The 26,108-nt window shown below is 57.9% G+C and carries 27 protein-coding genes and 1 pseudogene; 5 read left to right on the top strand and 23 right to left on the bottom strand.

Annotated elements, in window-relative coordinates:
• The first annotated feature begins 12 nt into the window (after window positions 1-12).
• The 3 genes from GGR00_RS24290 to GGR00_RS24280 are packed head-to-tail and all read left to right on the top strand — an operon-like array spanning window position 13 to window position 2,134.
• Complete coding sequence (locus GGR00_RS24290) at window positions 13-1,044, top strand: glycosyltransferase family 2 protein (RefSeq protein WP_055972483.1); 1,032 nt, start codon at window positions 13-15, stop codon at window positions 1,042-1,044.
• A complete protein-coding gene (locus GGR00_RS24285; protein WP_055972486.1) occupies window positions 1,044-1,736 on the top strand; it encodes a class I SAM-dependent methyltransferase in 693 nt (230 codons plus the stop codon). Before GGR00_RS24290 ends, GGR00_RS24285 begins: the two co-directional genes overlap by 1 nt.
• 32 nt (window positions 1,737-1,768) lie before the next feature.
• Entirely contained in the window at window positions 1,769-2,134 is a 366-nt protein-coding gene (locus GGR00_RS24280; RefSeq protein WP_055972489.1) for a GtrA family protein, read from the top strand.
• Here the strand turns inward: GGR00_RS24280 and GGR00_RS24275 are convergent.
• The 3 genes from GGR00_RS24275 to GGR00_RS28615 all read right to left on the bottom strand — a co-directional run bounded on the left by GGR00_RS24275 (window position 2,088) and on the right by GGR00_RS28615 (window position 4,953).
• Entirely contained in the window at window positions 2,088-2,750 is a 663-nt protein-coding gene (locus GGR00_RS24275) for a hypothetical protein (protein ID WP_246441609.1), read from the bottom strand. The genes GGR00_RS24280 and GGR00_RS24275 overlap by 47 nt on opposite strands.
• The gene (locus tag GGR00_RS24270) at window positions 2,737-3,897 is read right to left on the bottom strand and encodes a hypothetical protein (protein ID WP_184701736.1); all 1,161 of its coding nucleotides are present in this window, start codon (window positions 3,895-3,897) and stop codon (window positions 2,737-2,739) included. Before GGR00_RS24270 ends, GGR00_RS24275 begins: the two co-directional genes overlap by 14 nt.
• An 894-nt stretch (window positions 3,898-4,791) precedes the next feature.
• Window positions 4,792-4,953 (bottom strand): Thivi_2564 family membrane protein, encoded by a 162-nt coding sequence (locus tag GGR00_RS28615; protein WP_156381151.1) that lies wholly within the window; start codon window positions 4,951-4,953, stop codon window positions 4,792-4,794.
• 457 nt (window positions 4,954-5,410) lie between these two features.
• Between GGR00_RS28615 and GGR00_RS24265 the strand changes: the two are divergent.
• Window positions 5,411-5,734, top strand: a pseudogene (locus GGR00_RS24265) (helix-turn-helix domain-containing protein); the annotation flags it as partial.
• 43 nt (window positions 5,735-5,777) lie between these two features.
• Here the strand turns inward: GGR00_RS24265 and GGR00_RS24260 are convergent.
• The 20 genes from GGR00_RS24260 to trbB form a co-directional block, all read right to left on the bottom strand.
• Window positions 5,778-6,251, bottom strand: a complete 474-nt coding sequence (locus tag GGR00_RS24260) for an NUDIX domain-containing protein (RefSeq protein ID WP_184701734.1) — start codon at window positions 6,249-6,251, stop codon at window positions 5,778-5,780.
• 431 nt (window positions 6,252-6,682) lie between these two features.
• Window positions 6,683-6,952 carry a helix-turn-helix domain-containing protein gene (locus GGR00_RS24255; RefSeq protein ID WP_244487778.1) on the bottom strand — a complete coding sequence of 90 codons (270 nt, stop codon included), beginning with the start codon at window positions 6,950-6,952 and terminating at the stop codon, window positions 6,683-6,685.
• 76 nt (window positions 6,953-7,028) lie between these two features.
• Entirely contained in the window at window positions 7,029-7,904 is an 876-nt protein-coding gene (locus GGR00_RS24250) for a glycine betaine ABC transporter substrate-binding protein (protein WP_184701732.1), read from the bottom strand.
• 70 nt (window positions 7,905-7,974) lie between these two features.
• On the bottom strand, window positions 7,975-8,859 hold the full coding sequence (locus GGR00_RS24245; protein WP_184701730.1) for an ABC transporter permease: 885 nt from the start codon (window positions 8,857-8,859) through the stop codon (window positions 7,975-7,977).
• A 23-nt stretch (window positions 8,860-8,882) separates the two neighbouring features.
• Window positions 8,883-10,097: a glycine betaine/L-proline ABC transporter ATP-binding protein ProV gene (proV, locus tag GGR00_RS24240; RefSeq protein ID WP_184701728.1), complete on the bottom strand. Its 1,215-nt coding sequence runs from the start codon at window positions 10,095-10,097 to the stop codon at window positions 8,883-8,885.
• Window positions 10,098-10,468: 371 nt separating this feature from the next.
• Entirely contained in the window at window positions 10,469-11,365 is an 897-nt protein-coding gene (locus GGR00_RS24235) for an NAD(P)/FAD-dependent oxidoreductase (protein WP_184701726.1), read from the bottom strand.
• 3 nt (window positions 11,366-11,368) lie between these two features.
• Window positions 11,369-11,974, bottom strand: coding sequence for a cysteine hydrolase family protein (locus GGR00_RS24230; protein ID WP_184701724.1), 606 nt, complete (start codon window positions 11,972-11,974; stop codon window positions 11,369-11,371).
• 55 nt (window positions 11,975-12,029) lie between these two features.
• Window positions 12,030-12,563, bottom strand: a complete 534-nt coding sequence (locus GGR00_RS28355; RefSeq protein WP_246441605.1) for a DUF6894 family protein — start codon at window positions 12,561-12,563, stop codon at window positions 12,030-12,032.
• 26 nt (window positions 12,564-12,589) lie between these two features.
• Window positions 12,590-14,701 carry a catalase gene (gene katE, locus GGR00_RS24220; RefSeq protein ID WP_184701722.1) on the bottom strand — a complete coding sequence of 704 codons (2,112 nt, stop codon included), beginning with the start codon at window positions 14,699-14,701 and terminating at the stop codon, window positions 12,590-12,592.
• Between the two features lie 764 nt (window positions 14,702-15,465).
• Entirely contained in the window at window positions 15,466-16,128 is a 663-nt protein-coding gene (locus tag GGR00_RS24215) for a transposase (RefSeq protein WP_184701720.1), read from the bottom strand.
• Window positions 16,129-16,416: 288 nt separating this feature from the next.
• On the bottom strand, window positions 16,417-17,691 hold the full coding sequence (gene trbI / locus GGR00_RS24210; protein WP_184701719.1) for an IncP-type conjugal transfer protein TrbI: 1,275 nt from the start codon (window positions 17,689-17,691) through the stop codon (window positions 16,417-16,419).
• 9 nt (window positions 17,692-17,700) lie between these two features.
• Window positions 17,701-18,144, bottom strand: a complete 444-nt coding sequence (locus GGR00_RS24205) for a conjugal transfer protein TrbH (RefSeq protein WP_184701717.1) — start codon at window positions 18,142-18,144, stop codon at window positions 17,701-17,703.
• On the bottom strand, window positions 18,144-18,929 hold the full coding sequence (gene trbG, locus GGR00_RS24200; protein ID WP_246441618.1) for a P-type conjugative transfer protein TrbG: 786 nt from the start codon (window positions 18,927-18,929) through the stop codon (window positions 18,144-18,146). The genes GGR00_RS24205 and trbG overlap by 1 nt, the downstream gene beginning before the upstream one ends.
• Window positions 18,930-18,990: 61 nt before the next feature.
• The gene (gene trbF, locus GGR00_RS24195; protein ID WP_184701713.1) at window positions 18,991-19,650 is read right to left on the bottom strand and encodes a conjugal transfer protein TrbF; all 660 of its coding nucleotides are present in this window, start codon (window positions 19,648-19,650) and stop codon (window positions 18,991-18,993) included.
• A gap of 38 nt (window positions 19,651-19,688) precedes the next feature.
• A complete protein-coding gene (gene trbL / locus GGR00_RS24190; protein WP_184701711.1) occupies window positions 19,689-20,831 on the bottom strand; it encodes a P-type conjugative transfer protein TrbL in 1,143 nt (380 codons plus the stop codon).
• Window positions 20,825-21,634: a P-type conjugative transfer protein TrbJ gene (gene trbJ / locus GGR00_RS24185; RefSeq protein ID WP_082496447.1), complete on the bottom strand. Its 810-nt coding sequence runs from the start codon at window positions 21,632-21,634 to the stop codon at window positions 20,825-20,827. The genes trbL and trbJ overlap by 7 nt, the downstream gene beginning before the upstream one ends.
• Window positions 21,606-24,080, bottom strand: coding sequence for a conjugal transfer protein TrbE (locus tag GGR00_RS24180; protein ID WP_184701709.1), 2,475 nt, complete (start codon window positions 24,078-24,080; stop codon window positions 21,606-21,608). Before GGR00_RS24180 ends, trbJ begins: the two co-directional genes overlap by 29 nt.
• 3 nt (window positions 24,081-24,083) lie before the next feature.
• A complete protein-coding gene (locus GGR00_RS24175) occupies window positions 24,084-24,380 on the bottom strand; it encodes a conjugal transfer protein TrbD (RefSeq protein ID WP_082496448.1) in 297 nt (98 codons plus the stop codon).
• Window positions 24,373-24,726, bottom strand: a complete 354-nt coding sequence (locus GGR00_RS24170) for a TrbC/VirB2 family protein (protein ID WP_184701809.1) — start codon at window positions 24,724-24,726, stop codon at window positions 24,373-24,375. The genes GGR00_RS24175 and GGR00_RS24170 overlap by 8 nt, the downstream gene beginning before the upstream one ends.
• Before the next feature lie 12 nt (window positions 24,727-24,738).
• Window positions 24,739-25,680: a P-type conjugative transfer ATPase TrbB gene (gene trbB / locus GGR00_RS24165; protein WP_055972538.1), complete on the bottom strand. Its 942-nt coding sequence runs from the start codon at window positions 25,678-25,680 to the stop codon at window positions 24,739-24,741.
• Window positions 25,681-25,904: 224 nt separating this feature from the next.
• On the opposite strand from trbB, the gene GGR00_RS24160 reads away from it, so the two are divergent.
• Complete coding sequence (locus GGR00_RS24160; protein ID WP_184701707.1) at window positions 25,905-26,063, top strand: hypothetical protein; 159 nt, start codon at window positions 25,905-25,907, stop codon at window positions 26,061-26,063.
• Window positions 26,064-26,108: the final 45 nt, after the last annotated feature.

Here is a 26,108-nt window from a genome sequence, read left to right as displayed (position 1 = left end):
ATTGTGAGTTTCATGCGAAACGATGCCATTGGATTGGTGCGTCAAAGGCGCAAGGCACCGCGCTATTCGTTTGTAATACCGGTTTACAACGAAGAAGAGGTTCTGCCGCTCCTTGTAGACCGGATGAAGGATTTGTTTGTCCGCCTGGATGGTGATGCCGAAGCAATCTTCATAGACGACGGCAGCACCGATGGGAGCGTCGATTGCCTGGGTCGGCTTGGTGCCGGTGATGCCCGATTCAGATTGGTGGAATTGTCGCGCAACTTTGGTCATCAGATGGCAATTACCGCCGGTATGGACGCTGCCGCCGGGGAAGCAGTCATCGTAATGGATGCTGATCTCCAAGATCCTCCAGAGGTAGTGCTCGAACTGATCGCGAAGTGGCGCGACGGTTACGAGATCGTCTATGCACGCCGCGTTCGCCGCGATGGCGAAACCTGGTTCAAGCGCTCGACCGCCAGTCTCTTTTACTGGCTCCTTGCAAGGGTCACCAAGATCGACATTCCTCGCGACGTCGGCGACTTTCGACTGGTTGGCCGCAAGGCGCTTGAGACATTCCGGGACATGCCCGAGCATGACCGGTTCGTACGGGGGATGTTTGCCTGGATGGGGTTCAAGCAGACCGCCGTCTCCTTCGAGCGCCCACCGAGAGCCCGTGGCGAGACCAAATACCCGTTCTGGAAGATGGCGCATCTGGCTGTCCATGGGATCGTAAGCTTCTCTGACACCCCTCTGCGCATGGCCTTATGGGGTGGGTTGACTGTGTCGCTTCTGGCGCTGGGGTACGGCGTCTACGCCATGCTGGCGTGGGCCCTCGAAGCGGGAATCGCTCAGGGTTGGACTTCGACGATCGTGGTCGTCTCCTTCCTGTGCGGTATCAACCTCTTCATGACCGGCGTGGTCGGGCTTTACGTCGGTGGAATATACTCCGAGGTTAAGCGGCGGCCGCTTTATGTGGTTTCCAAGACGACAAGTTTTGGCGACATGCATCCTACGGGCAAGGAGGCTGGTCTCGGCGCGGTAGTCAGCCGGAGAACTGGTTGATGGCCGAGCTCTTTGATCGATACGGCCCGCGGTATGGAGAAGTTGTCGCCCGTTCAATCAGCTTTTCGGGCCTGGGTCATGACTTCTTTCTGGTAGCCAAGGCCAGACTCCTCGCGCGAGAGGTCGACGTGCGCGGCTTGAGGGCGACCGGCAAGCCTCTAGGCGCGCTCGACATCGGGTGCGGAGTGGGAGCGCTCCATTCCCACCTGACGCATGTCTTTGACAGTTTGCATGGCTGCGACCTTTCGGAAGCCTCGATTGACCGCGCCCGTAAAGATCATCCACATAACGCTTATGACCTCTGCATGCCGGCTCGCCTGCCATACGCAGACGGGTCGTTTGATTTTGCCTTTGCGAGCTGTGTGCTGCACCACGTGCAGCCAGAAACCTGGGCGTCGTTCATCGATGAGATGCGGCGGGTCGTGCGGCCAGGCGGCATAGCGTGTCTGATCGAGCATAACCCCTACAATCCCTTGACCCGTCTCGCCGTGCTGCGTTGCCCATTCGACGAAGATGCCGTGCTTCTTAACGCGCGCAAGGCCAAGGCACTGTTTCGCGATGCGGGGCTTTCAGAGATCACGACACAGCATTTTTTGCTATTCCCCAGCGATAGACCTCTTGCATCCCGGCTGGAAACGGCGCTGGCAGCCTTTCCTCTGGGCGCGCAATATGCCTGTAGCGGCCGCGTTTGAAGGGCGCCCTGGTGCGCACAGCAGCAAGCCCCATGGCGAAATTTGGCGCCGTTGGCATCTCTGCCACCTTGGTCTACGCCGGTCTGGCGTTTATTTTTGCCGGCGTTCAAGATCTCTCGGCAATTGCCGCGTCACTGCTCGCATATGGATGCGCCGCTATCTATTCCTACTTCGCACACAAGACGGTGACCTTCATGTCTAGAGGCCGACACACGCGCGAAGGTCCGCGCTTCGTGATCGCCACCGCCATAGGCTTCGCTATCGCCAGTCTCATTCCCTTTGTTCTGGTTCAGGGGTTCGGAATGAATGAGGTCTTGTCGATCATCACTGTCTCCGCAACCGTCCCGGCGATCAATTGGGTGGTATTGAGCCGGTGGGTATTTGTTGACCGAGACTAGCGAAGTTCAGGCGAAATGAAGTCAGCTTGATCGCTCGTTTGTAGATCGCACTCGCAGATCTCGTCGGAGGAATGGCGTCAGGATAGCTCAGGTCAAGCTCGAGGGTCGGACCTTTAACGAGAGCAGAATCCGGCACGTCCAATGAAACCGACCTTATGTCGGGGCCGATCAAGGTGGTGGCGTGAGTTGGTATGCCGTTGATCGAGAAAAACACCCGCTGTCGGTCTTGGGGAGGACGCAGGACGGGGGCGATTTCAAGGGTTGCCCTGATAGGGGACCTGGCATTCGTGAGCCTGACGCGCAATCGGGAACTTTCGCCAAGTGAGTGTGTCCCGTCACCCGCTGGTCCTGACCAGCCGCACACCTTGAAATCTTTCGCGCGCTTGGCACCATCACGACGAAACGAAACGATCTCCCCAATCGAATAGTCGGCGGAAACCCCTCTGTTCAGACAAGTTGTCGTGCCGTCGATGTAAAAGGCGCGATAGTCGCTATCTACGTTGGGTAGGAGTGCCGCGGCGAGGATGCCTGCCTCTACGACTGCCAGCGAGATGGCAAGCGCATATGTTGCTGCTCCCATCAAACTCGGACTGACGAATTGTTCAGACCAACGCAAGATGGCCCCCTATCCACGCCTGGGTGAGCAGATAGCAGCTCGCCAGCAACAGCAGCAGCACGACGATGAAGACATCCGTCCTGATTGACAATATTTGCGCACCAAGCAGCAAGATGGGCGCTAGTCCTCCCACATATCGGACGATCGACGCGAGATTGGTGAAGAGTGGAAGGACGATGCATAACGTGCAGAACAGTGCAGCCCCATATTGTCGACGCCAGGCAAGTAATACGCACATGAAGAGCCCACCAACCGCGACAAGGGCGCTCCATTGCGGAGGGCTAGGTATCCACCCTTCTGCCGGGACAGCAGAAAGGCCTTCCCACAAGAACAGAATGGGATTGCCCGCGACCCTCCCGAAAGCTCGCTGCACATGGCCGAAAGCGAGGCCGTCGCCGACGGTAACCCGAAGGTAGAGCATATAGGCAAACAAGCCGGCCGGTGAAATTAAGATGGCGACCAGAATCTGGGGTTTGCCAAGGATCCAGTACGCAAATGGCTTTCCCGGTCTTTGCAACCGGTAGTCTTGATAGATCTTCAGAAGCGAGGCGAGCACAATGAACACACCAACCAATCGCGTCGCAGACAACAGGGCGGAAAAGGCACCCGCAGCCAGATAATTGCTGCGCTTCAGAGCTAGAAGGACACAAGACGTCAGAAGTAGAAAAAGAGGTTCGGTGAGGACGCTCGTGAAATGAAACGAAAGCGGCCCGCTAAGTACATAGGCACACAGAAGTGCATAAGCCCTGGAATCTTTGCCGAGAAGCGGCCAGGCAACCAGACAGGCGGCGCAGGCAAGGACTGTTGATGTCAGGACTGCCGCCGAAAGTATTTCCAGCTGGAACACGGTTCCAACGGTTCTCACCATGAGCGGATAGAGGGGAAAGAAAGCCCAGCGTCCCACATTAGTCTGGTTGGCGGTAGGGTAACCGTCATAGCCGTCTGTTGCTATTCGCACGTACCAAGAGCAGTCCCACCGACAAAGAGACTGCAGATAGTCTGCGAAGGAAGGCGTGTGACCAAACGAGTATGCGCCGTATCGCAAGCCGTATCCGATGACCAAGAATGCCAGAGGCATGGCGATAACTATCGCCAGATCTCGATGCCGACTTCGGTTCGTCAACTTCACCGCCGGTTCGGTTGTCACGAATTTGTCTCGCTTAAGGTGACAGGATGCTGCGGTTGCGCGACCCTACCGAGCACCATCGTAAATCGTTGAGCGCGGTGCTTGTTCCGTCCGTGTCATCGCCCTAAGAAGAATGAACATATTTCCCTTCCTGATGATTATCCTTCAGGAGGTGTTGAACCATGAGATGCGTCAGAGTTGCAGTTGTGATATCTGCCCTGGTTCTCGGCCACGCGTGTGATAACCAGCAACAGCGATGAGCGCATTCGCAGACACGGTGAACAGGGAAGGGGTGACCCCAAACGTTCCTTCGGACAAGGAACCGGAACCCGCAAACGGGTGCGGCAGGAATCCCAGACTAACCCGCCTAACTAACGAAAATTGTGAAGCTTTCATCGTTTAGATCGCTATATCGGGTGCTAGTGCGGCCTCAATTTTTTTCGAGCTAACGTTCGAAGCTACCTGCCGTATCATGACGGCCGCCCTCGGTGCTCCGCCGCCAATGCTTTGGGCCGGGCTGCCGTTCTCAGCATCAGTACCAATGGCGTCGTTGGTCTGATCCCTGTGTGAGAATACAACCCAGCACGAACCCAACCACGCCGCCAACTATCATCGCTGATGAGATAGTGCCGGGGTTTGTCCGCACGGTTTCGGAGACAGTCTGAGCCTGGGTCCGGAGGGCCTGGGTCGCTTTGGATGCGCGATCGCTCGCACTATCTAGCCATCCGGCCGCAGATGCGGCGGCTTCCTCGGCTCGTTCTGTCAAGACCCGATTGATCTTGGCGATCTCGCGCCTCATCTGAGCTACCTGCTTTTCCAAAGCTTCCTGTGCCTCATGCTGGTTTGCCTTGTTTGTGTTGTCTGAAGGATTACCGGTGGCCATAGGGGAGCCTTTCATCTTGGGCTTTGCAACGTTTAGAAAACGGCGAGGTGCCTGAGGAGGGACACGATGCCAATGATTATGACGATGACCTGAGCTATCTGCTTAGTGCGTCCGTCCAACGGCAGCCGATTGACTAGCCAAAGAACCAGAACAACTACAAGGAAAGTAATTAGAATTCCGATCAACACGCCCATGCCTGCTTGCCTGTCATCCTGGTGATAGATGAAGGAGTAACGAGTGGTGGCGCCTACGGTTCCAGCCTCGCAGCCAGTCCTTTGCAGCATCGTTCACTGGCGCCCAGTGAGAGGAGCGGTGAGCGCGCCAAAACAAAATCACTGCGGAAATCTGCGACGGGCGTTGAACACGAAGCTCGGTGGCGAGGCGGTGTGCTACGCATAAAGAATCGGTCAACCCGGCAAATGCCTGAGCTTTGGCCTCACCGGCAAGCCTTGCCTGACTGATAGCCCATGTTCGGCGAGTGGCAACGGAATAGTTCCATAACATAACTTATGCGACAAATGTCTGTAGCGGCTATATAGAGATGCGACAGTTGAGCAATTTAGAGATGCGACAGTCCCCGACTTTCACAGCTCCGACGCTCGCCAACTCGAAGCTGGAAAGGAAGGTTGATGGCTTCAGCCTGGAGCCGTCATGCCTTGTCTCATCACCTTGTCGCAAGAAGAACTGCACCGCCTCGAAGCCATCCAGAAAGTCCGCGATCGGCGACTGAGTGTCGTTCAGGCGGCTGAGCTGTTGAATCTCAGCCGAAGTCAGGTGCACCGTCTGCTACAGAGCTATGATCAGGACGGCGCCGGCGGCCTGGCCTCGAAGCGGCGCGGCCGGCCAAGCAATCGACGTCATACCGAGGATTTTCGGAACGCTGCGCTCGACCTGGTGCGTGACCAATATGTCGATATCGGCCCGACCCTAGCGGCCGAGAAGCTGGCGTCGAACCATGGTCTGACGGTATCACGTCTGGCTGCAGCGGAATGAGCAGTGGCGCCATGGTCGCAATCGATTAATTGGCCATCTGAACGATGTGTCGTTTACTCAAATAACTACCGTCGGCGACAGCGTCGCGGACGGCGATGGGTCGCACATCGGCTTGACCGAACAGCGAAAGGGGTAGCCAATCCTGTCTCAGGTGGTTTTCTCGGCTTTCGACATCAAATCGATCCAAGCTAACAAGGAAATAGTGCTCCGCCTGCTGAACTAGGTTCTCATTGTATCGAAAATGGTTCTCGACACAGAACAGGTAGTGAGCTTCGACCACTCTCGCATTGGTCTCCTCCTCGAACTCCTTCCTCAGTCGGGTCTCGAAGGTATCTCCAACCTCATACTCTCCGCCGATAAACGCGTAGCATGATGTCGGATCATCGGCGGGTCTTTGGACCAAAACCGCACCCTGCTCCACGACGATTCCCGCAATTCTAATTCTTGGGATTTGCCTAGACGCAACAGCTTGAAAGAACTGGTCCTGCGAAAAAACCACAACCTACCTCCATGGGTCTCCTCGGGAGCCCGCCCGTCCATACCGCAATCAGGATGAGAAAGCTAAAGCCCAGTGGAGTTTGACTGGATCGCCCCCGGTCGGGCTCCGCAACGCTAACCAGCTCCACCCGGCCGGCAGCTTGCGTCTGCGTATTACGCAAATATTTTGTTTGCAGAGGCAGGCTTAAACGATAGTATGGTGTCGTGTTTCTAAGTTGACTGTTTTTTCTCATCTTTCAGTTGCTGTGACAACCCATGTAGACCGGTGGGTTTTAGCTTGAAGTGCGACGTCACGACCGAAGATTTAGCCTAGAACTCAACATTCTGCACCGCTCGGACATCGTCAGAGAGCGGAAGCGCCAATCCTACGACCGTGGCTGGGCCAACGCCCAAGGTTACATATCTGAACACGTCGCGGTTCGACAATTTCTACTAGATCTGGTTTGGACCCTTGCCCTGCCCGTGAATCAGCCAAGTAATACTAATCTGCAGAACACCAGCGAGCATGCCGAGACGATCGGAGCGTGGCTCCGCTCGATCATTTTCCCAGTTGTTCCACGTCTCTGCCATCACGCCCGTAACCGCGGAAGCTTCTGCAATTGACAGACCGCGGGAGTCTCGTGCCAGCGATATCCGGCCGCCAAGCGTGTCGTCGGCAATCTCGGGCGCGAGGAGCATGGAAATGGAGTGGTCTCTGGACATGTGCGTTCCCTCATCGGCGATGGGAAGTCCTCGCGAGCGTTCTCGCGAGGACCAAAGATTATAGCAATGCGCGATGTCAGCCTTCGTCGGCGGCGAGCCACGCTTTGATCTGGTCGGGATGGTCAGCGATGTACTTGTCGACCGCCTTTTCATAGGAGGTCTCCTGCGCGTCGAACATTGCCGCCTCGAGGTCTCCGATCGGCAGCTTGATGCGCGACAGGAAGGCCGCGACTTCAGGATTGTCCGTCGGGAAATCCTTGCGGGCGATGACATCGACATGCTCCGCCTTGCCAAGCGAGCCCTTGGAGTCGTCGATGTAACGAAGTTCGTACTTGCCGAACATCCAGTGCGGGCTCCACGACGTGGCGACGAACCATTCCTGCTTGCGCACCGCCCGGTCGATGGTGGTCAGCATGCCGGCTTCACTGGAGATCTGCAGCTTGTAGCCGTCCAGCGCGTAGTCCTTGAGCGCCTGCTCGGAAAGGCGGGTAAGGCCGGCGCCGGGATCGATACCCTCGACACGGCCCTTCAGCTTCTCCTTCACATCGGACTTCTTGAGGTCCTCGATGGAGGCGATGGCGTCCTCGGGCACGTATTTGGGCACCACCCAGCCGAGCTTTGCGCCATCATAGACGGTACCCAGCGTCGTTACCTTGTCCTTCACCTTGGCGAAGTAGTCGGCGTGGGTCTCCGGCAGCCAGGCCATCATCATGGCGTCGATGTCGCCGCGGCTGACGCCCTGATAGAGCGGCGCCACGTCGGTCTGAACCAGTTCGACCTCGTGGCCGAGTTTGTCCTTGATGAGCTTGGCGGCAAGCTTTGTCACGAATTCGGCGTCTGACCAGGCCGCCCAGCCGAGCTTCACCGGCGCCTTGTCTTCAGCCAGCGCCGAGACGAAGGAGCCGGCAATAATCCCGGCTGCCAAGCCCATGGTAGCGAGTGTCTTGAACATTTTTGCTCCTTTTTTGAGGTTCGCATTCGGCGGACTGGACACCGCCTTCTTTCAGCACAGCGGGCGCGCCTCAGGCCGTGACGGCTGAGGCAGTGGGCTGCTGCGCCTGACGGCGGAAAAGAAGGCGGCAGAAACCGGCGCGTTCCTTTCCGAGGCTCTGGGTGATCCGGTCGAGGATCACCGCGAGAATGACGACCGCGATTCCGCCCTCGAATCCGGTGCCGACATCGAGGCGCTGGATGCCGGTGAGCACCGTGTTGCCGATGCCGCCCGCGCCGATCATCGAGGCGATCACCACCATCGACAGCGACAGCATTATCGTCTGGTTGATGCCGGTCATGATGGAGGGCAGCGCATTGGGGAGCTGCACCTTGAAGAGCAGTTGGGAGGCCGTGCAGCCGAAGGCGTTGCCCGCCTCGATGAATTCGACATGCACCTGCCTGATGCCGAGGTTGGTCAGGCGAACGACCGGAGGCATGGAGAAAATGACGGTCGCAATGGTGCCCGGCACCGCGCCTAGGCCGAAGAACATGGCGGCGGGGATCAGGTAGACGAAGGCCGGCATGGTCTGCATGAGGTCGAGGATTGGACGAACGATCGCTGCCACGCGGTCGCTGCGCGCCATGGCGATGCCGAGCGGCAGGCCGATCAGCATGGCGACGAGCGTCGAGGCCAGCACCAGCGACAGCGTCTCCATCATGGCGGACCACAGGCCCATATGATCGACGAGCCAAAGGGAAGCGGCGGTGAAGAGCGCAAAGCCGAAGCCGACGCGCCAGAGCGAGAGCAAGACGAAGATCGCGATGCCAAGCGTCATCGGCGTCGCAAGCAGGACCGTCTGAATGCCATTCGTCACCGCGCCGATGACCGCCGCGATCAGATCCAGCAGCGGCGAGAAATTGTCGAGTATGTAGTTGACGGCGCTGTCGACGCCGTCGCCGATATCGAAAGTCATGGATTGTCTCCGAATGAGCTCGATCAGGCGGTGCGGTCGAGCGTTTCGAGCAGCGTGGATTTGCTGATCGAGCCGAGATAGCGGTTCGCCTCGTCGATCACCGGAACCGGAAAGGCGCTGGCCGCGACCTTGCCGAGAACGTTCGAAAGGCTTTCCGCCGCTGGGATGGGCTCGATGTCTTTCAGGAAGGCGCGCCGGTAGGGATCGCTTGCACCGTCTCGCGTGGTTTCGATCAGCGAATTGCGGCTGACCATGCCGTGATAGGTCTTGTCACGGCCGAGGATGATGGCGATGTCGCGATCGTAGTGCTCCATGCGTTCCAGCGCCGCGGCAGCAGACACGCCCTGCCGGTCGATGATCGTCACCTGCGTCTTGCGGGCGATGTCGCCGGCGCGGAAGACCTGCGAGACGTCGACGTTGCGGAAGAAGGAGCGCACATAGTCGTTGGCGGGCTTGAGCACGATCTCGTCGGGCGTGCCGACCTGCACGACCTCGCCGTTCTGCATGATGCAGATCCGGTCGCCAATCCGCATGGCCTCGTCGATGTCGTGGCTGACGAAGACGATGGTGCGGCTGTGCTCTGATTGGAGGCGGACCAGTTCGTCCTGCATCTCCGTCCGGATGAGGGGGTCGAGCGCCGAAAAGGCCTCGTCCATCAAGAGCACGGTCGGCTCTCCCGCCAGAGCGCGGGCAAGGCCAACGCGCTGTTTCATCCCGCCAGAAAGCTGATCGGGACGGCTGTCGTCATAGCCTTCCAGACCCACGGCTTGCAGGACGGTTCGGGCGCGCCGCTTTCGCTCGGCCTCTTCCATGCCGGCGATTTCGAGCCCGAAGGCGGCATTGTCGATGACGCTGCGGTTGGGCAGCAGCGCGAAGGACTGGAAAACCATGCTGACGTCGTTGCGGCGGAGCGCGACCAGCTCGCTGCGCGACATCTGCGCCACGTCGCGGCCTGCGATCTCGATTGCACCGCTGGTCGGTTCGATCAGCCGGTTGATGAGGCGCAGCATGGTGGATTTGCCGGACCCCGACAGGCCCATGATGACGAAGATTTCGCCGGCGCTGATGTCGAAGGATGCATCGTTGACGGCGATCGTGCAGCCGGTCGCAGCATGGATTTCCGGCTTTGTCCTGCCTGCCTTCAGCAGCTCCAGGGCTCTCTCCGGTTGTTCGCCGAAAATCTTGAAGACGTCTTTGATACTGATCTTGACCGTTGGGTCGCTCTCAGTTGTTGCCATATTCCGTTGGGCCCGGCTCCGGGAGCGGGACACTCTCCTTTGTTAGCTTGTGCTGAAGCAATCAGCGTGGAACGACGGTCATTTGAGCTAGGTGACGCAATTACGCATTCACGATAGCATGTCGTATTTTGGACATGATATGGCATGCCGATGCAGACTTGTCTATTAAAATGGAATGAAATTCCACCAAAGGCAAAAAAATCCCAATTATTATGGAATGATTTACCGGCCCGGTCTTGACGCGAGAAATTGCTCGACCACACGTCGGATCGATTTGCCGCCCACTGACAGATCGTAATATCTGCCATGCCGACGGCGTGCATGGGAATATCGCTCAGGCCGTCAGGCACTGAACGATATCGTCGGCCGCATCATAGGACTGGACGATCCAGGTAGCGGTGGATGTCGCTTGCGGCGATTGCGGCATGTCCGAACGCAACTGACAGCTGATTAAGTTCGTTGACGACATCTCCAGCGGCATACATTCCGGGAACAGCCGTCCGTTGTCGAGCGTCGGTGACAAGATTTCCAAGTTCGTCGCATTCGGCACCTAAGTCAGCAGCGACGCGAGAATTTATCGTGGCTCCCATGGCGGGATAGATAGCGTCGAAAACGCGCCTTTCGCCCCCGATGAGGCGTACTGACACCCCGTCGTCGGTAGCACGGATCGAAGCGGGATTGGCAACAGCAATGTCAAGTCCTGCAGCGGCAGCACGACCCTCATTATCAAGAGTTCCTGTCGCCAGGATCGAAATCTTCCGCGTGTACGGTTGCAGGAATTCTGCTTTGGCTACTGCATTGGCTGAAGGTCCGATTACAGCAAGCGATCTGTCGATTGTTTCGAAAGCATCGCACACTGGACAAATCCTGATGCGGCCCCGCGTGATCAACATATCCAGCTCAGGAATATCGGGGAGGACATCGACCACTCCGGTTGCGATCAGTGTAGCGCGGGCCCGAACGTTCGTGGGCTTCGCGGAGAATGTGCCTCGACTGCAGAACAGCTGAGTGACATATCCTTCGAGAAACCGAACGTTGTAGCGGCTCGCCTGCCTCCGCAGCCGGCCCAGCAGAGCTGGGCCAGAGATGCCATCAGGAAAACCGGGACAATTGCGGGTCAGGGGAATGAGCTTTGCACGACTTTGACCAGAATCGATCACAAGCACCTTTCGCCGAAATCGTCCGAGGTAGGTGGCAGCAAGCAAACCAGCAGGGCCTCCTCCCACGATCAGACAATCGTATAGTTTCGCCTTGCTGTTCGCGACCATTAACTACCGCCATCCCTCCAGCACTTCCCGCATGGTGGCGATCTCGACCTGTTCACTGAACCGGGCGTGATACAGTTCCATGAGAGCATCGTGCGTCTTGTCGGAAGAACTGCATAATGCGTCCGTCACCAGCACGACCCGGAATCCCCGATCGATCGCACCCAGGACCGTCGCCAGAACGCAAACGTCGGTTTCTCCGCCCGTGATGACGAGCGTGTCGAACTGCGAAGTCAGCAGCTCATCGAGACGCCCCTCCGTCCACGGCGAGTAGACGTGCTTGTCGAGTACGCGAGCAGGAGGAACGAGGCGCTCAAGCGTGGGCAGCAGCCTTACGAAGCTTGGGTCCATGTGGGCCAGGGTGACTTCAGCCCAACGGCGGTAGTAGCGCGCCCACGTGCCTGGTCCATTGCCCGGACGGGCGGCGGGAACGAAGCGCGTGAACAAGGTTTGCCGTTCGTGCCTGCCAGCAAGCTCTTCAATCGCCGGCAGCACTTTTTGTGCCCAAGGTACGGCCCAAGGGCCGCCTGGTGCAAACAGCCGCTGCATGTCGACGCAAACATGCAAACAATTCTGCCCTAGCGGACCATGTGCAAGCCCTTGGGCCGCCATTATCGCCCCCCCGGTATCCGACCGACAGAAGCAGCCTCTCTCACCCTACAAGCCGTCACGATCCGTCCGCTTTCTGATCAGCCGTCTGACGAGCTGCGTTCGCCTGTTGGACGTCGACGACTGCTAGAAGATTGCCGTCGTCGTCGTAAATGCGGATGAGCCAGTCCGGGAGTGCACCCGCGCTTAGGTCAAGGTCTGCCAGCAGCTCTACCGCACACCGAAGCGCCTCCTCACGAGCGGCATTCAAACTCGGCATTCTCGAGGGAGGAACTCGCCGAACGCCATCACCGTCGCGGTACTCAAAGATATAGATCCCGCCGCTTTGATCCGTCGCTTCCGTTACGCTGACCTGATCAAAGTTGCCGTTGCTTCGAGCGTCATACTCATTGACGGAAACATCGAATGTGGCGGTCTGCACGAGCACGGCCTTCGCACGCTTTATTGCCGCGTCTTCGTCGACCGCGAGTGCGTCAACGTCGGCCATGTCGACAATGACACATTCACCCCCCTCACCCTTAAACATCACTCGCACAATGGGATGCTCTTCGGTCGAGAGATCTTGTTCGATTTCCGTACGGATGATTTGCATGATCGGCTCCCGCTGTGGCTGATTGTTTAGAGCTTGACGGCGGTCTCCCGGCCCCACAGTCGAAGCCTGCGGCAGGTTTCGACAAATGCCTTGGCCGCCTTCGCATCGACGAGGGGGATCAGGCCTTCGTCGGCTTCATGATCAACCCCGGCCTTCTGCAGAAGTGGTACCGCTCCCGGCGTGAAGGCGATGAACTTGCAGTGGGCAAACGCATCGGCGACGAAGTCGCGTGCCGCCGCTTCACCTATTAGGCGCTCTGCTCCCTGGTCCGAAATAAGCAGAGCGACCGCGTCGAACAGAACCGATGGCCCGCCGTCGATCATGTGCCGAGCTTCGATCCAGGTTCCGTCTGCGGCTTCCACGCCCCCAACCTTCGGCGCAATGACTTCCATCACGGCCCCCTCCTTCTCGATCGCCGTCTGGAGCTTTTTCAAAAGGGAGATATCGGTGCCAGGACTGACGAGCACGCCCACCTTGCGGCCGGCAAAGCTGTTGGGACCATTCTCAATGATGCTGAGCGCTGGCGACGGCTGGAGGTCATCGCGGGGCGTAACTGCTGCGTCCGCCGGAGCGGGAAGCTTCTTGATGCCAAGCTTGTCGGCTACGGTCACGGCCAGCCCCTCATCGATGTTCAAAAGGTGAGATACCATCCGTTCCCGGATCACCGGGGTCTCGACCTTGCTCAGCTCAAAGGTCAGGGCCATGGCAATGTGGCGCTGTTCCGGAGCTGTCTGGCTCTGGAAGAACTGCCTGGCCTGGCTGTAGTGATCGGCAAAGCTCTCCGCTCGAAGGCGGACCTTCTGTCCCTCCTCGGCATCGGCAAAGGAGCGGAAACCTTGTTGGGGCGATTCCCGGGGCCCCTCCCCGAATGAATTCGGCTGATAGTTCACGCGGCCGACCGGATTGCGCATCGCCATGTGACCATCCTGCTGGAAATGGTGGAACGGGCATTTGGGCGCATTGATGGGCAGATGGGTGAAGTTCGTGCTGCCCAATCGCTTGAGTTGGGTATCGAGGTAGGAGAAGTTGCGTCCCTGCAGCAGCGGGTCGTTGGAAAAATCAATGCCTGGCGGCACATTCTGGGTCATGAAGGCGACCTGCTCCGTTTCGGCGAAGAAGTTGTCGGGCATTCGGTCCAGTACTAATCTGCCGACGGGGATTGGCTCGAGGATTTCCTCTGGAATGAGCTTGGTTGGATCGAGGACATCGAAATCGAAGCTGTCGGCGAAGTCCTGGTCGAAGAGCTGGACGCGCATCTCCCATTCGGGGAAGTTGCCCGATTGAATGGCCTGCCAGAGGTCGCGACGATGAAAGTCTGGGTCCGCACCATTGATCTTTACCGCCTCATTCCAGGCCACCGATTGCAGCCCGAGCTTCGGCTTCCAGTGGAACTTGACGAAGGTGGACTCGTCCTTGGCGTTGACGAAGCGGAAGGTATGGACGCCAAAGCCTTCCATGAAGCGAAACGATCGCGGGATCGCGCGATCCGACATGACCCACATGATCATGTGCATCGATTCAGGCGTGAGGCTGATGAAGTCCCAAAAATTGTCGTGTGCCGACTGCGCTTGCGGAAACGCCCGATCTGGCTCGGGTTTCACTGAGTGGATAATGTCGGGAAACTTGATCGCGTCCTGAATGAAGAACACCGGGATGTTATTGCCGACGAGATCCCAATTGCCTTCCTGGGTATACAGCTTGACGGCGAAGCCGCGCACGTCGCGAGCAAGATCGAACGATCCCTTACTGCCTGCGACCGTTGAAAAACGTACGAACGCAGGCGTTCGCTCACCCGCTCGCTGAAAGATGTCGGCTCTCGTATAGGCAGCCAAGGAGTCGTATGTTTCAAAGAATCCATGAGCGCCGTAACCTCGAGCATGCACGACCCGTTCGGGAATGCGTTCATGGTCGAAGTGGAAAATCTTCTCACGAAAATGAAAATCTTCGAGGACCGTCGGCCCTCTCGCGCCTATCTTTAATGAGTTCTGGTCGTCGGAAACAGGCGCCCCTTGCGCGGTTGTTAGAATAGGTGTGTCTGCTTCTGCAATCTGATGGAGCTCGCCACCCTCGCCTCGCTCCAGTTTTTGGTCATGGACGGTCGCAATATTGCGCGTCGACAGGCGCGGAGTCTTGGTCATGGCAAATTCCTTTCGTAAGAAGAGTGCCCTTCACAATGCAGCCGTGGCAGTCAGGTTCCCTAGGCCGCTTTCGACGACCATTGGACCAGGGGGTGAAATCAAATCGGGCACACCGCCCGAGAGTGCAGCCCAGACCGCTGAGGCAATGCCTCTGGCCCTGTTGGTTGGGAATGTACGTGCTTGTCTTGGCTGCCCTGCGACCGGGAACGCCCGGGATTTCGTCAACAATGCAATTGTCGGCGGATTGTCTGAGATCAAGTCAAGCGAGCTGGCCGACACTGCGGATGCTTCGGTCAAGGTTCTTGCTTTGATGGATAAGGGAGCTCTCGGGCCAGCGAACTCCCAACTCGCGGGGCTCGCAGGCGAGCAAAAGCTGGCTGTCTCCACGCCGAGGCCGACCCCTGTCCGAGGACTACTCAAAAGACTGCAGCGCCATGAGGACGGAGTGCCCTCGGTTGGACGCATAGATATCAGCTATCGCTGAAAAGGGTGGCTTGATATCGTTGTCGTGTAGAGCACACGCCCCGCCCGCCCTAAAGCGCGCTCTGCCAACAACTATAGCCTTGCTTGCGAGGCAATCAAAAACCCGCTCCTGTTTGGGAGCGGGTTTTCCTTGTCGGGCGCCATGCCTGCACGCTTTTACTTGATCGAAGCAAGGCCCCCGGAGCCGCCCTTTGACGGTCGGTTTTTCATCCTAACGTCGGCTCTTACGATGTGTAGTCGCCAATTCGAGCTAGTAGAGCGGGGCACGGAATACAGGCCATTCAGTTAAGGCCGAGCTTTTTCCTAAGTTCGGCATTTTCTTGGCGGAGCCTCTCCGCAAGCAGCGTCTTAAGACGCTTGTTTTCTTCTTCGAGCGCTACGAGATCCTTCAGTTCGCCGCCTTCTGATGGGGCAGGAGCCGCAGCCTTCTTCCACTGATAGTATGTCTGCTCCGAAATGCCAGCCTGCGCTGTTGCACCCTTTACGCTATCACCGCCGCCGATCGCCTTTTCGATTCTGCTCAGCCTTTCAGCCCGTTCCTTTGGAGAATATACCTTGCGACCCGCACGAGCGGGGGCAGCCTGAACGTCAGGCGCAGGCTCAGCTTTCGCCGCGCGTTTCTTCGTCGATCTGGCCGTCTTGGCTCGGCTGGCTTTCTTGGCAGTTGGCGCCTCGCTAACTGCAGGCTCTTCGGTCACTGTCTGCTCTGTCTCAGCTTCGTTTGGGGATGGCATGTCAAGCTCCGCTTGTGGTTTAAACCCATGGTCAGAAACAACATGTGTGGGAACAGAGTCAAGAAGTTGAGGCCCAGTTAGGTCCACCATTGCTTGTGTTTCAGCTGCTATCGATGCCAAGTCGACAGCGCCCCAAATGGATTTCATTGGTTTCTGACTGCCGCGCTTCCGCTTGACTTCCACGACAAACGGTCGAACTTGACGCTTCATTGCTCTTTCCCGATCAGACTGACCTCAGATTGCCTGCATTTTGCCAGCGGAAATCGCGAGCATTAGGTCTTGAAGCGAGCTCTACCGGATAAGACCTTGGCCAAGCAAGCGACAGGATGACCGGATCTCAGATTGGAGCCCTGCGAGAGCCGCCGCGTCACTATCACTTGTCTATTCCTCAGGTGCCAGATAGCTCGCTCCTTTTGTGTTGCCCGCCTGGTATTGGGTCGGCCCAGTGGATGGGCGCAGCTCTTGCCCCAGTCACTATCATGGCGTGGGCTGAGCGAATTATGGGGCGGGAGAAGTGTCGAAGACAATGTCTTGGTCGACAACAATGTTGAACTGGTAGCCGGAGCGTATCCGGACGGTTGGCTGGACATCCATGTTGCGCTGTATGGAGCGTTCGGAGAGACGACCGAAGACTTCACTGAAACTCGTGCGGGCCGTATCACCGAAATTCTGGCCGGCACCATCTGAGCGGGAGTTTGACGGATTGGCCAAACCCGTGCCCGCCCCGATTAAGGCGACCAGCACCGCCGAGCCGTAGGTCTGCAGGAGCTTGCGGTCCACCTTGTCCTTGAACCCACCATAGCCTTCGCTATCGGTACCGGGCATGCCGCCAATCTGCAAAGTCGACCCGTCGGGAAAGATGAGGTCCGTCCAGACTGTCAAAAGCCGCGACTGACCAAAGGTGACATTGCTGTCGTAGCGGCCGAACAGCTTGGTGCCCTGTGGAACAAGAAGCAGTCTTCCAGTCGCTGTGTCATAAACGTTCTGGGAGACCTGAGCGATCAGGCGGCCGGGGAGATCTGAATTTGCTCCGGAGACCATTATGGCGGGGATAACGGACCCACGTTTGAGTTCCCGTTCCGAGCGTTGACGGATCATCCTGTTCGGCAGATAGCCCAGGTTGTCCTTGGATTGTTGCTGTAGAAACGCTGCTTTGCCGTGCTGGCCATTGGGATCGATCGCAGCTGATCTCAGGGCCGCATCCAATGCCGACCTGTCCGCATCCGGTAGTGTGCTCGGTGATGTTCCCCCGTGCATGTAATGCGCTTCCGTAACCAACTTGGACTTGTCAATTGCAAGTGGAGCGTCCCGTGCGGCAGCAAACGCCTGGAGCTTGGCAAGGTGCTGCCTGTGGCGTTCGCGCAAGTATTGTTCGCGCTGTTCGCGTTCGAGCCGTTGACGCCACGCTTCGTCGCTTTCCTCGCTTGGTGGGGTAGACGCTGCTGGAACCACCGGCTGGTTGAGGACTACCTCTTGCAATCGAATCGGCGATGTTTGGCCGTTGCTCGGCTGAGGGACCACAGCTTGTTTTTCACCGATGATAGCGTCCCCAACGCCATTCTTGAGTTGGTCGGCGAAGTTTGAGGCCGGGCTGCCGCTTGCTTCGTCAAGCCCGGACCCAGCGTCCAGATATAGGCTGCGGGTCATCAATCCAGCGAACAGAACTGCCACAAATACAACCACAATGGCCACGGCGATAAACAACGGCCGGCGATTGATGCGAACGATTCCGGAGTGGTCTGAACTCGAACCAAGTTGCAATGACTGAACCATGAGCCTCCCTCAGCCTCGACGGAGAATGGAGAACGAACTGGCTGGTTTGGCGCCCTCCCCTGAGATTTCATAAGCTCGCGATAGCGATGACTCGCGCGTGGACAGCGTCGCGAGGATCTGACCTTCGTGAGGGTGAATGTGATAGGCAAGCTCAAGCGTCTTGCCCTGCCTTTGGTCTGCGGGCTTGCCTCTGACCACAGCGTAGCCTCCGCGCGTCAGCGCTTCCGCCAACGCATTGGCCAAAGGCGAATTTTCCAGGCCAAGATCGACCTGCGTTGTGCCTGGCTGAAAGTGCTCGCCGAAGCGGCTGGTCATGTCGATGGCGATCGATTGGACGACCGATTGCGGAATGCTAAGTTTCGAACGGTCGTCCGATCCCGCGGTCTGGCAAGCTGATAGCGCCAGCAGAGCAAATCCCGAAACGAGAAGCCTTCGCAACAAAAGAGCCGCCATTATTGCCCTCCCCGTTGGATGGTAATCTTTTCCTTGGCCCACCCGGTTCCGGAAACAAGGACCGCCTTTTGCACATCGAAGTCGACGGTCATGAGGTCGCCCTTGAACCGATAGTTGACTATGCGGTCCGTACCTCCGGATACCACGAACAGAGCTGGCAAATCCTGTCCGGCAATCGAACGGGGAAACTGAATGTAGGTCTTGGACCCGTCTGAGTAGACGCGCATAGGCTTCCAGCGCGCGCGGCCCGAAATCTTGTATTCAAAGTCTAGCCCCTCTGCCGCATGTCTCTCCGATGACCTTGCGGCATCGAGCCGGGCATTGACGCTCGCCAACTTTCCCGATGTGTCGGTCTGATAGTCAAATCCAACTCTGGGCATGTAGGTGATCTCGTGGGATCGCAACTGCATGTGGTAGGTACGTCTGGAGGTCGTGACGACCATGGACGTGATGAGTCCGGCCTCGGAAGGCTTGACGATCAGATGGATAGCCTGATTGTCTCTCGCGCCGGAGCTTGCGGGTTCGACCTTCCATCGGACAGTGTCGCCAACCAGGACGTCCCGCACGATCTCGCCAGCCTCGAGTTCGATGTCGCATACCTGCAGTGGCGAGCAGACGATTGAAGGCTGAACTTCACCGAACAGGAAAGTGACCTTGCCATCTAAGCCTTTAGTGACGAGACCTCGTTTGGCTCGCCACTGATTGGAAATGGCCGAAGCCCGTGCCTCGTTGCCTGTCGTTTCAAGATCCCGGCTGTCAGCATCATGAAAGGGTGCCAATGACATGATTAGCGCGAGCACGGCGATTTTGCGCGTGCTGTTTTTCAAACTCGGCATTGCATACCTTTCAGAGTTGAGCTGTCCAATCGAAGTCGCGAAGGTAAAGCCCGATCGGATTGAGCCGGATGACTCTCTCGTCCTGGGGTGGGGTCAGCGTCACCGTGGCGATGCCGCGGAAACGACGGCTCTCGTTTTCCTTGCCCTTGCGGTCTCGCTCGAACTCGGTCCAGTCGATCTGGTAGGACTGGTTTGAAAGCGCAACAATATTGCTGACCTCGACGGCAACGGTGGCGCTGCGCGCCTTTTCAAACGGAGAGTTCGCCCGGTACCAGGCGTTTATCTTCTCGGTCGATGGGTCGGTCGCGCGTAGAAGCGCATATGTCTGATCGATGTATTGTTTCTGGACCACCGCGTCTGGCGTCACGCTCTTGAAGCTTGCAATGAAACTGCCAAGCGTCGCCCGCACCACACGCGCGTCAGCATATTCGATTTGCTGAGGAAAGCCTGCGGCGATCGCGCCGCCGAGCCTATCCACCTCTACGATATATGGAATCAATTTAACCTGAGAGCTTAGGTAGAGCGCGTAACCGAAACCGATCGTTGCCATGATCATGGCAACGATACCCATCATTCTCCAGGCTGCAGCCTGCCTGACATAGCTACCGTACCGTTCGTTCCATTCTTCGCGGGCCGCAAGATATGGACTGCCCAAATCATTCTCTGACATTTCTTGCAGTTTCCGATGCTGATCATTCAGGCTGTTTGCTACGACTGACGTCCGTTAGGGCGGGATGGGCCTAGTTTGGAATTGGCGAGCCCCAGCAGTGAGCTTGCCTGAGATCCAGGGGCTGCTATCATCTTGTCCTTGGCAGCCGACGCGGTAGCCTTGGTTGTATTTCCGACGGCAGCCGCCGCCCCGCGCAACGCAGCAGCGGCCATTGACGATCCTGACGATCGTGCAAGCCTTGCACTGGCAGCACCGTTGGCGGCAGCCGCAGTGCCGAGGAAGGCACCGCCGGCGGCAACAGTCGCAGCCTGACTGCCGTGGCGGATTGCCTCCAGACCATTCGATGTCGACACGCCCTGGACGACACCCTGTATGATTGCCGGCACGTACATGGCGATGATGAACACGATTACGGAGATGCCCGCGATCGCCAGAGACGCCACGAATTGGTCATTCTCAGAACCCGAACGGCCAGCGAGGTCGAGCAGGACTTCGGAGCCAATTCGAGCGATCATCACAAGGGCCATCAGCTTCATGCCGACCGAGAACGCATATATCAGGTAGCGAACTGCGAAATCCTTTGTGAACGACGATCCTCCTAAGCCGAGCATGATCATGCCGGCAAGCAAGCCGACATGCATTTCGACCATCACGGCGACGAACACCGCGGCCACAAGCGAAAAGCAGATGACCACCACCACCATTGCGAACACTGCGGCAATTGCCAGGGCGTTATCCTCGAAAAGTCCGAACCTTGCCTGTTTGGACATCGCAGTAGCGACCTTGATGCCCGCATTGAAGATGTCGGCAGGGGATGCGGATCCGCTTGCAGAGCCAATCTGAAACAGGCTGTCGACCACAGTCCTTACGAAGCTCGGCCCACGATCCAGAACGAAGGCAAAGAAGCCTACGAACATCGTTCGTCTGACGAGTTCAGCGAACCAGGCTTCCAGCGAGGCTGCGTTGATTGCAAGCCAGATGGCGGCAACAGCGATTTCGATGGCTGCCAAGATCCAGAAAAGCGAGCGGGCTGCGGACATGATTGTCTGCTCCCAGCCCTTGGCGGCAGTCGTGATCGAGTTCTCGAGCTCAGTCAGCACCGATCCCTCCTGCCCAATGGCAGGGACCGTCGCCATGAGCATCAGGGTCGGGGCCAAGAAGAAGAGCTGCCTGTTCACCATCGCGGCCTCATCTCCTGCCCGCCCCGGACGCTTGGCTCCGCGAAATCGAAAAAATGCTCCCTCCGCGCCTGCGAAAGATCCTTTTTGGCCTGCTCGGCGCGCATCCAGACGCCCATCAACGTTGTCTGCTGGGCGACCAGTCCGCGCAGCTTCTGGACCTGCGACACCTGCTGGGCGGCTATCTGATGTCCAACCTGCAGGGCCTTCATCTGACCGTCGGCGGTCTCCGACATCGTCCGCAACGAGGACAGGGTCCCCTCCTCGGACGCGAAGTCGTTCGAGGTGAGTTCGGCGGCCCCCAATGTGCCGGCGATGGTGTCGCGATTGGTCGCTGACCAGGCCTCATAGGTTTTGGAGAAGGATGCCCCGTCCGGCAGTTCGGTCTTGAATTGGCTGAAGCTCTGAAAACGTTGGTTGAGGAGGTCATCGAGATTGCCCATCGAAAAGGCAATTGATTGTCCTTGGGCGACGACCCGTCGAAGCCTGCTGAGGTCTTGTTGCGCCTGGCCCCAGACATGCTCGGGCAGGCGGGCAGTGTTTTGGAGCATGTTCCGATAGATGTTGAGCTGGTTCTGAATTTGCTCAGCCGATTGGGCGATCTGCGTAATCTGATTGTTCACCTGCTGCGCAGATTTTCCGGCGAGACTGATGAGCTGGCCATTGTTGAGCAACTGGGTCCACTCCGTTGCCTGCCCGGTTACAGCTCCAGCCCGGGCAGACGCTGGAAAGCTGATCGCAAGGCAGATGGCCAGAACCAGCCGTGCATTGTTGTCGCTAACAGTCGTCCAGAAGCGCTGCTGCATCGGTTACCCCCCTTTCGGTCAGCCACAAGCGTACCCATGCGCTCCCGTGATCTGCGCGTAACGATGTGATGCGCTTGATGTCCTGCTTCGAAGTCGCTGCAAGGAAGGCACGCGCCACCGGCCCAAGAGCCATCTCGAACAGCCGTCGGCCATCGGACGAGACAATGTAGTAATCGCGCTTCGGCTGCGCCGAGGCCACGATCTCGATCTGGCGGCTATTGAAGCCCAATCGCTCATAGAACGGCCGCACGCCGCCCTCGCGTGCTGCGGGGTTGGGAAGGCAGATCTTGGTCGGGCAGCTTTCCATCAGAACATCGATGATGCCCGAGCGTTCTGCATCCGAAATCGATTGGGTTGCCAGGACGACGGCGCAATTCGCCTTGCGCAATACCTTCAGCCATTCTCGTATCTTCTCGCGAAAGATGGGTTGGCCAAGCATGAGCCAGGCTTCGTCAAGAACTATGAGGCTGGGTGCACCCGTGAGGCGCTTTTCGATACGTCTGAACAGGTAGGTGAGCACCGGGACAAGGTAGCGTTCACCCATGTTCATGAGCTCCTCTATCTCGAACGTCTGGAAAGTATCGAGCGACAGAGTGTCGATCTCTGCATCCAGCAGGTGTCCGGCAGGACCTTCAACCGTATAGAATTGCAGCGCGCCCTTGATCTTTTGCGATTGAACGCCCGACACGAAGTCTGACAGCGACCGGCACATCGATCCTGCCATAAGCCCGATCTGGCGGTTTATGGCACTCCGGTCTTCGGGCGTAACCTCGGTCCCCTGGAGCACCACAAGCGTTTCCAGCCATTCGCATGCGAATGCACGATCGGATTCATTAGCAAGATCAAGAAGCGGGCAGAAGTTAAGCCTTTCCTTGGCCTTTTCGTCATGCCCTTTCTCTGCCGAATTGACGCTGCCAATTGTGTAATGGCGACCGCCTGCTGCCAAGGTCAAAGGCAGCATCGAACCCCCTTTGTCGAACACGAATATCTGGGCGGACGAGTAGCGGCGAAACTGCGCGGCAATGAATGCAAGAAGTGTTGACTTGCCAGATCCGGTCGGGCCGAAAATCAAGGTATGGCCGACATCGTCGACATGCAGATTGACGCGGAACGGGGTGGAACCGGATGCGACCTGCATTAGTGGAGGAGAGCCCGGCGGGTAGAGCGGGCATGGTGCCTTTGCATTGCCTGACCAGGTTGCATTCAAGGGCAGCAGATCCGCGAGATTGCGGGTGTTGATCAGAGGCTCGCGGACATTGGCGTACCAGTTGCCTGGCAGGCTACCCAAATAGGCATCTGTAGCGTTGAGGGTCTCGATCCTGGCGCCAAAGCCTTCGGCCTGCACCAATTGCCGAACGGTCTCGGCCTGTTTGCGCAGTAGGCCCTCTTCTTTGCCGAACATCACGACAACAGGCGTATAGAATCCATAGGACACGAGTCGCGAGGTTGCCTGAGCGATGGCGTCCTCGCTCTCGGCCACCATCGCAAGTGCATCCTGATCGACAGCACGGCTCGACGTCTGGAAAAGCTGGTCGACGAACGGACGCACCTTCTGCTGCCACTTCTTGCGAGTGCGCTCAAGCAGGGGGCGGACCTCCTGCTCGTCAAGGAATATGAAACGCGACGACCATCTGTATGGCAGCGACAGCTGGTCGAGCGAGTTGAGCATGCCCGGCCAGCTTTCGGACGGCAGTCCGTCGATTGCGACAATGCTGACGAAACGGTTCTCGACCGTAGGCGTCAATCCATGCCTGAATTCTGCCGTGGCCAGCCAGTCGAGATACATGGGAACGTCGGGCAGCCGAACCGGATGATTCTCACCAGTGATGCAGAATCGGACGAACTGGAACAGGTCGTCGTACAGAGCGACCTTGCCAGATGCGTCAGTTGCCTGTCGGCGACACATCCGCTCGATAGAGACTGCGTTGCGGAGATTTTGTTCGATCTCGCTTATCGCGTCTAAGAAGCGGGCAAGGGCCTCGTCAGCGTAGCCGGGTCGGCGCTCGTTCGGCCCTGCATAGAAATAGCGCGTTAGTGCTGATTTTCTTCGATCTGTCGGGCGCCATGTCAGGATGAGCGCATGCTTGGACTCAAAATGTCCCCCTCCGCTTTCGAATAGTTCGCGGCGTTCGCTGTCGATCGCGCGTGTAACCGGGTCCGGGAAGTGGCAGTCCTGCTCAAGCGGATAGCCTGAGACCCCTATCCTCATGGATTCGGCCTGCAGCATCCAGCCTGATCCCATGCGGACAAGGGAATCGTTCATCTGCCGGGTGAGCTCGTTCCGTTCAAGGTGGGTGGAACTCTCGAGGTCGGGGCCTGCAAAATACCATCCTGCCGTCAGCGACCCGTCCTTCAGCAAGATGACGCCATCATCGACAAGCGCTGCGTAAGGCAGAAGATCAGCGAATGTGGTATGCCGATGGCGAAAACTCTTCAAGGAGACCATCGTTCAACCTCGCCATGGCCCTGCTGTTGCCCGATATGTCGAGCGGTAACGGATATGTCTGAGATAGACCTGCCTCATGGATGGATCCGACTTGGCCATGGCTCGCAGGACTGCGACAGCAGTGATCCAGACGATGAAGCCTACCCCTGCGGCGTACCAGGTCAGGACGACAAAGATCAGGATGATCGCCGCCAGTCCTGACAACAAAATCAGTTCGCGGTCGCCACCGAGAAGAAGGCTAGGGCGCGAAAGGGCGCGGTGTATGCGATTGATCTGCAAGGGCGTAGAGCTGTCAGACATGGCTGGGCGCCTGGTCAACAATACAGCCCAGGGTACTGCAATCCACGATCGAAGCGCCTGTAGCCCCAAATAGGCCAACGATCTGCGTTGCACCCAGCAGCACGCCTGCAACGAGCACGACGTAGAACAGCCGGCGGGCAAAGTCGTTCAGCTCCCCACCGAAGATGAGCATCCCTCCAGCGACCGCAACAGCCGCCAGTGCGATGAAGCCTGCGACCGGTCCAGTGATCGATTGTTGGATCTGTTGTAGGGGCCGCTCCCAGGGCAAGGCCCCACCGCTGGATGCAAGGGCGGAGTTGCTGGCAAAGAATACTGCAACCCCTGAAAGCGTCTGGCACACACGCAGATTGTAATTCACTCATATCCCCCTCAATTGATAATTTGAACCGTCGTATCCACTAACGGCGATTATGTCGGTGACCTTGCGGCCTCGTTGGGTCCGCTGCATGGAGATGACTATGTCGACGGCGTCGCCTATGACTTCACGCATGGGCTGCTGACTGATCTCGGCCGTAAGCTGCTCGAGGCGCCTCAGTGCTGAAACCGCACTGTTAGCGTGCAAAGTCGTAACACCGCCGGGATGGCCGGTGTTCCAGGCCTTGAGCAAGGTCAACGCTGCTCCGTCGCGAAGCTCGCCGACCACAATCCGATCGGGACGAAGCCGCATAGTGCTCTTCAGAAGACTGTTCATGTCGACATCGTAGGCAGTTCGCAGCGACAAAGTGTTGATCGCGGGACAATTGATCTCGGCCGTGTCCTCAAGCACGACGATACGATCGGAGGGTGCCATCGCTGCCATTTCGGCGATCAGCGCATTGGCCAGGGTCGTCTTTCCGGATCCCGTGCCGCCTGCAATCAAGACATTTTGTCGTGAAGCGACCGCCTTTCTTATTGTCGCGGCCTGATCGGTCGTCATCGCCTGTGTATCCACATATTCTTGCAGCGCAATGATACGGGAAGCGCGGCGTCTGATGGAAAATGCCGGCCCACTAACGACTGGAGGCAACACCCCTTCAAAGCGATGCCCGCCGATGGGCAATTCGCCTGAGACGACGGGATGTGACCTGTTGGCCTCGGTCTGTAGGACGTGGGCTACAACTCCTATGATCAACTCGGTGGACAAGCTGGTCATCGTTCCGGCAGCGACAGTCCCACTGCTAAATCGTTCGATGAAGGTACGGCCATCGGGGTTGACCATGATCTCGACGACGTCGGGATCTGCTAGTGCGGCGCACAGGTCGTTGCCAAGGCCCTCTTCCAGTTTTCGGACCAGGCGCAAATGGGATTGATGTCGTGACATGGAAAGTTGGATACCGCGTGATCGAGCTGCCCGCGCAAGCCTCCCCGTTTGGTTTGGAGCGCTACTTCGATCATTGATGCAGGCATAAGGCACTGCCACTCAATCGACAGATTTGTGGAGGTGTCCGCATGGCTGCGCTGCACTATGCAGGCGGGTCGAGACCTGACGAGCGACGAGACGAGGACTTTTAACCACCCTGCCCGCCGGACAGCCAGGGTAGGACAATGCTGCAGTTCTGGCTTCATCGAAAGGATGAACTGTTCATTCAGGCCGCCGATACGCTGACATTGAAGGTCAGCGTATCGGCATCGCCTGTTTGTCCGGCAGATGTAGTTGCCCTAAATTTCCAGGATCAGAACCGGCAATGCTCTTTGCGGGCATAGTTTAACAGCGGGCCCGCGGGCAAGGAGGAATTGAAAAATCGGCAT

Origin of the sequence: Aminobacter aganoensis (assembly GCF_014206975.1) — a bacterium.
GTDB classification, from domain to species: domain Bacteria; phylum Pseudomonadota; class Alphaproteobacteria; order Rhizobiales; family Rhizobiaceae; genus Aminobacter; species Aminobacter aganoensis.
This window is presented reverse-complemented; position numbering and strand designations above follow the sequence as displayed.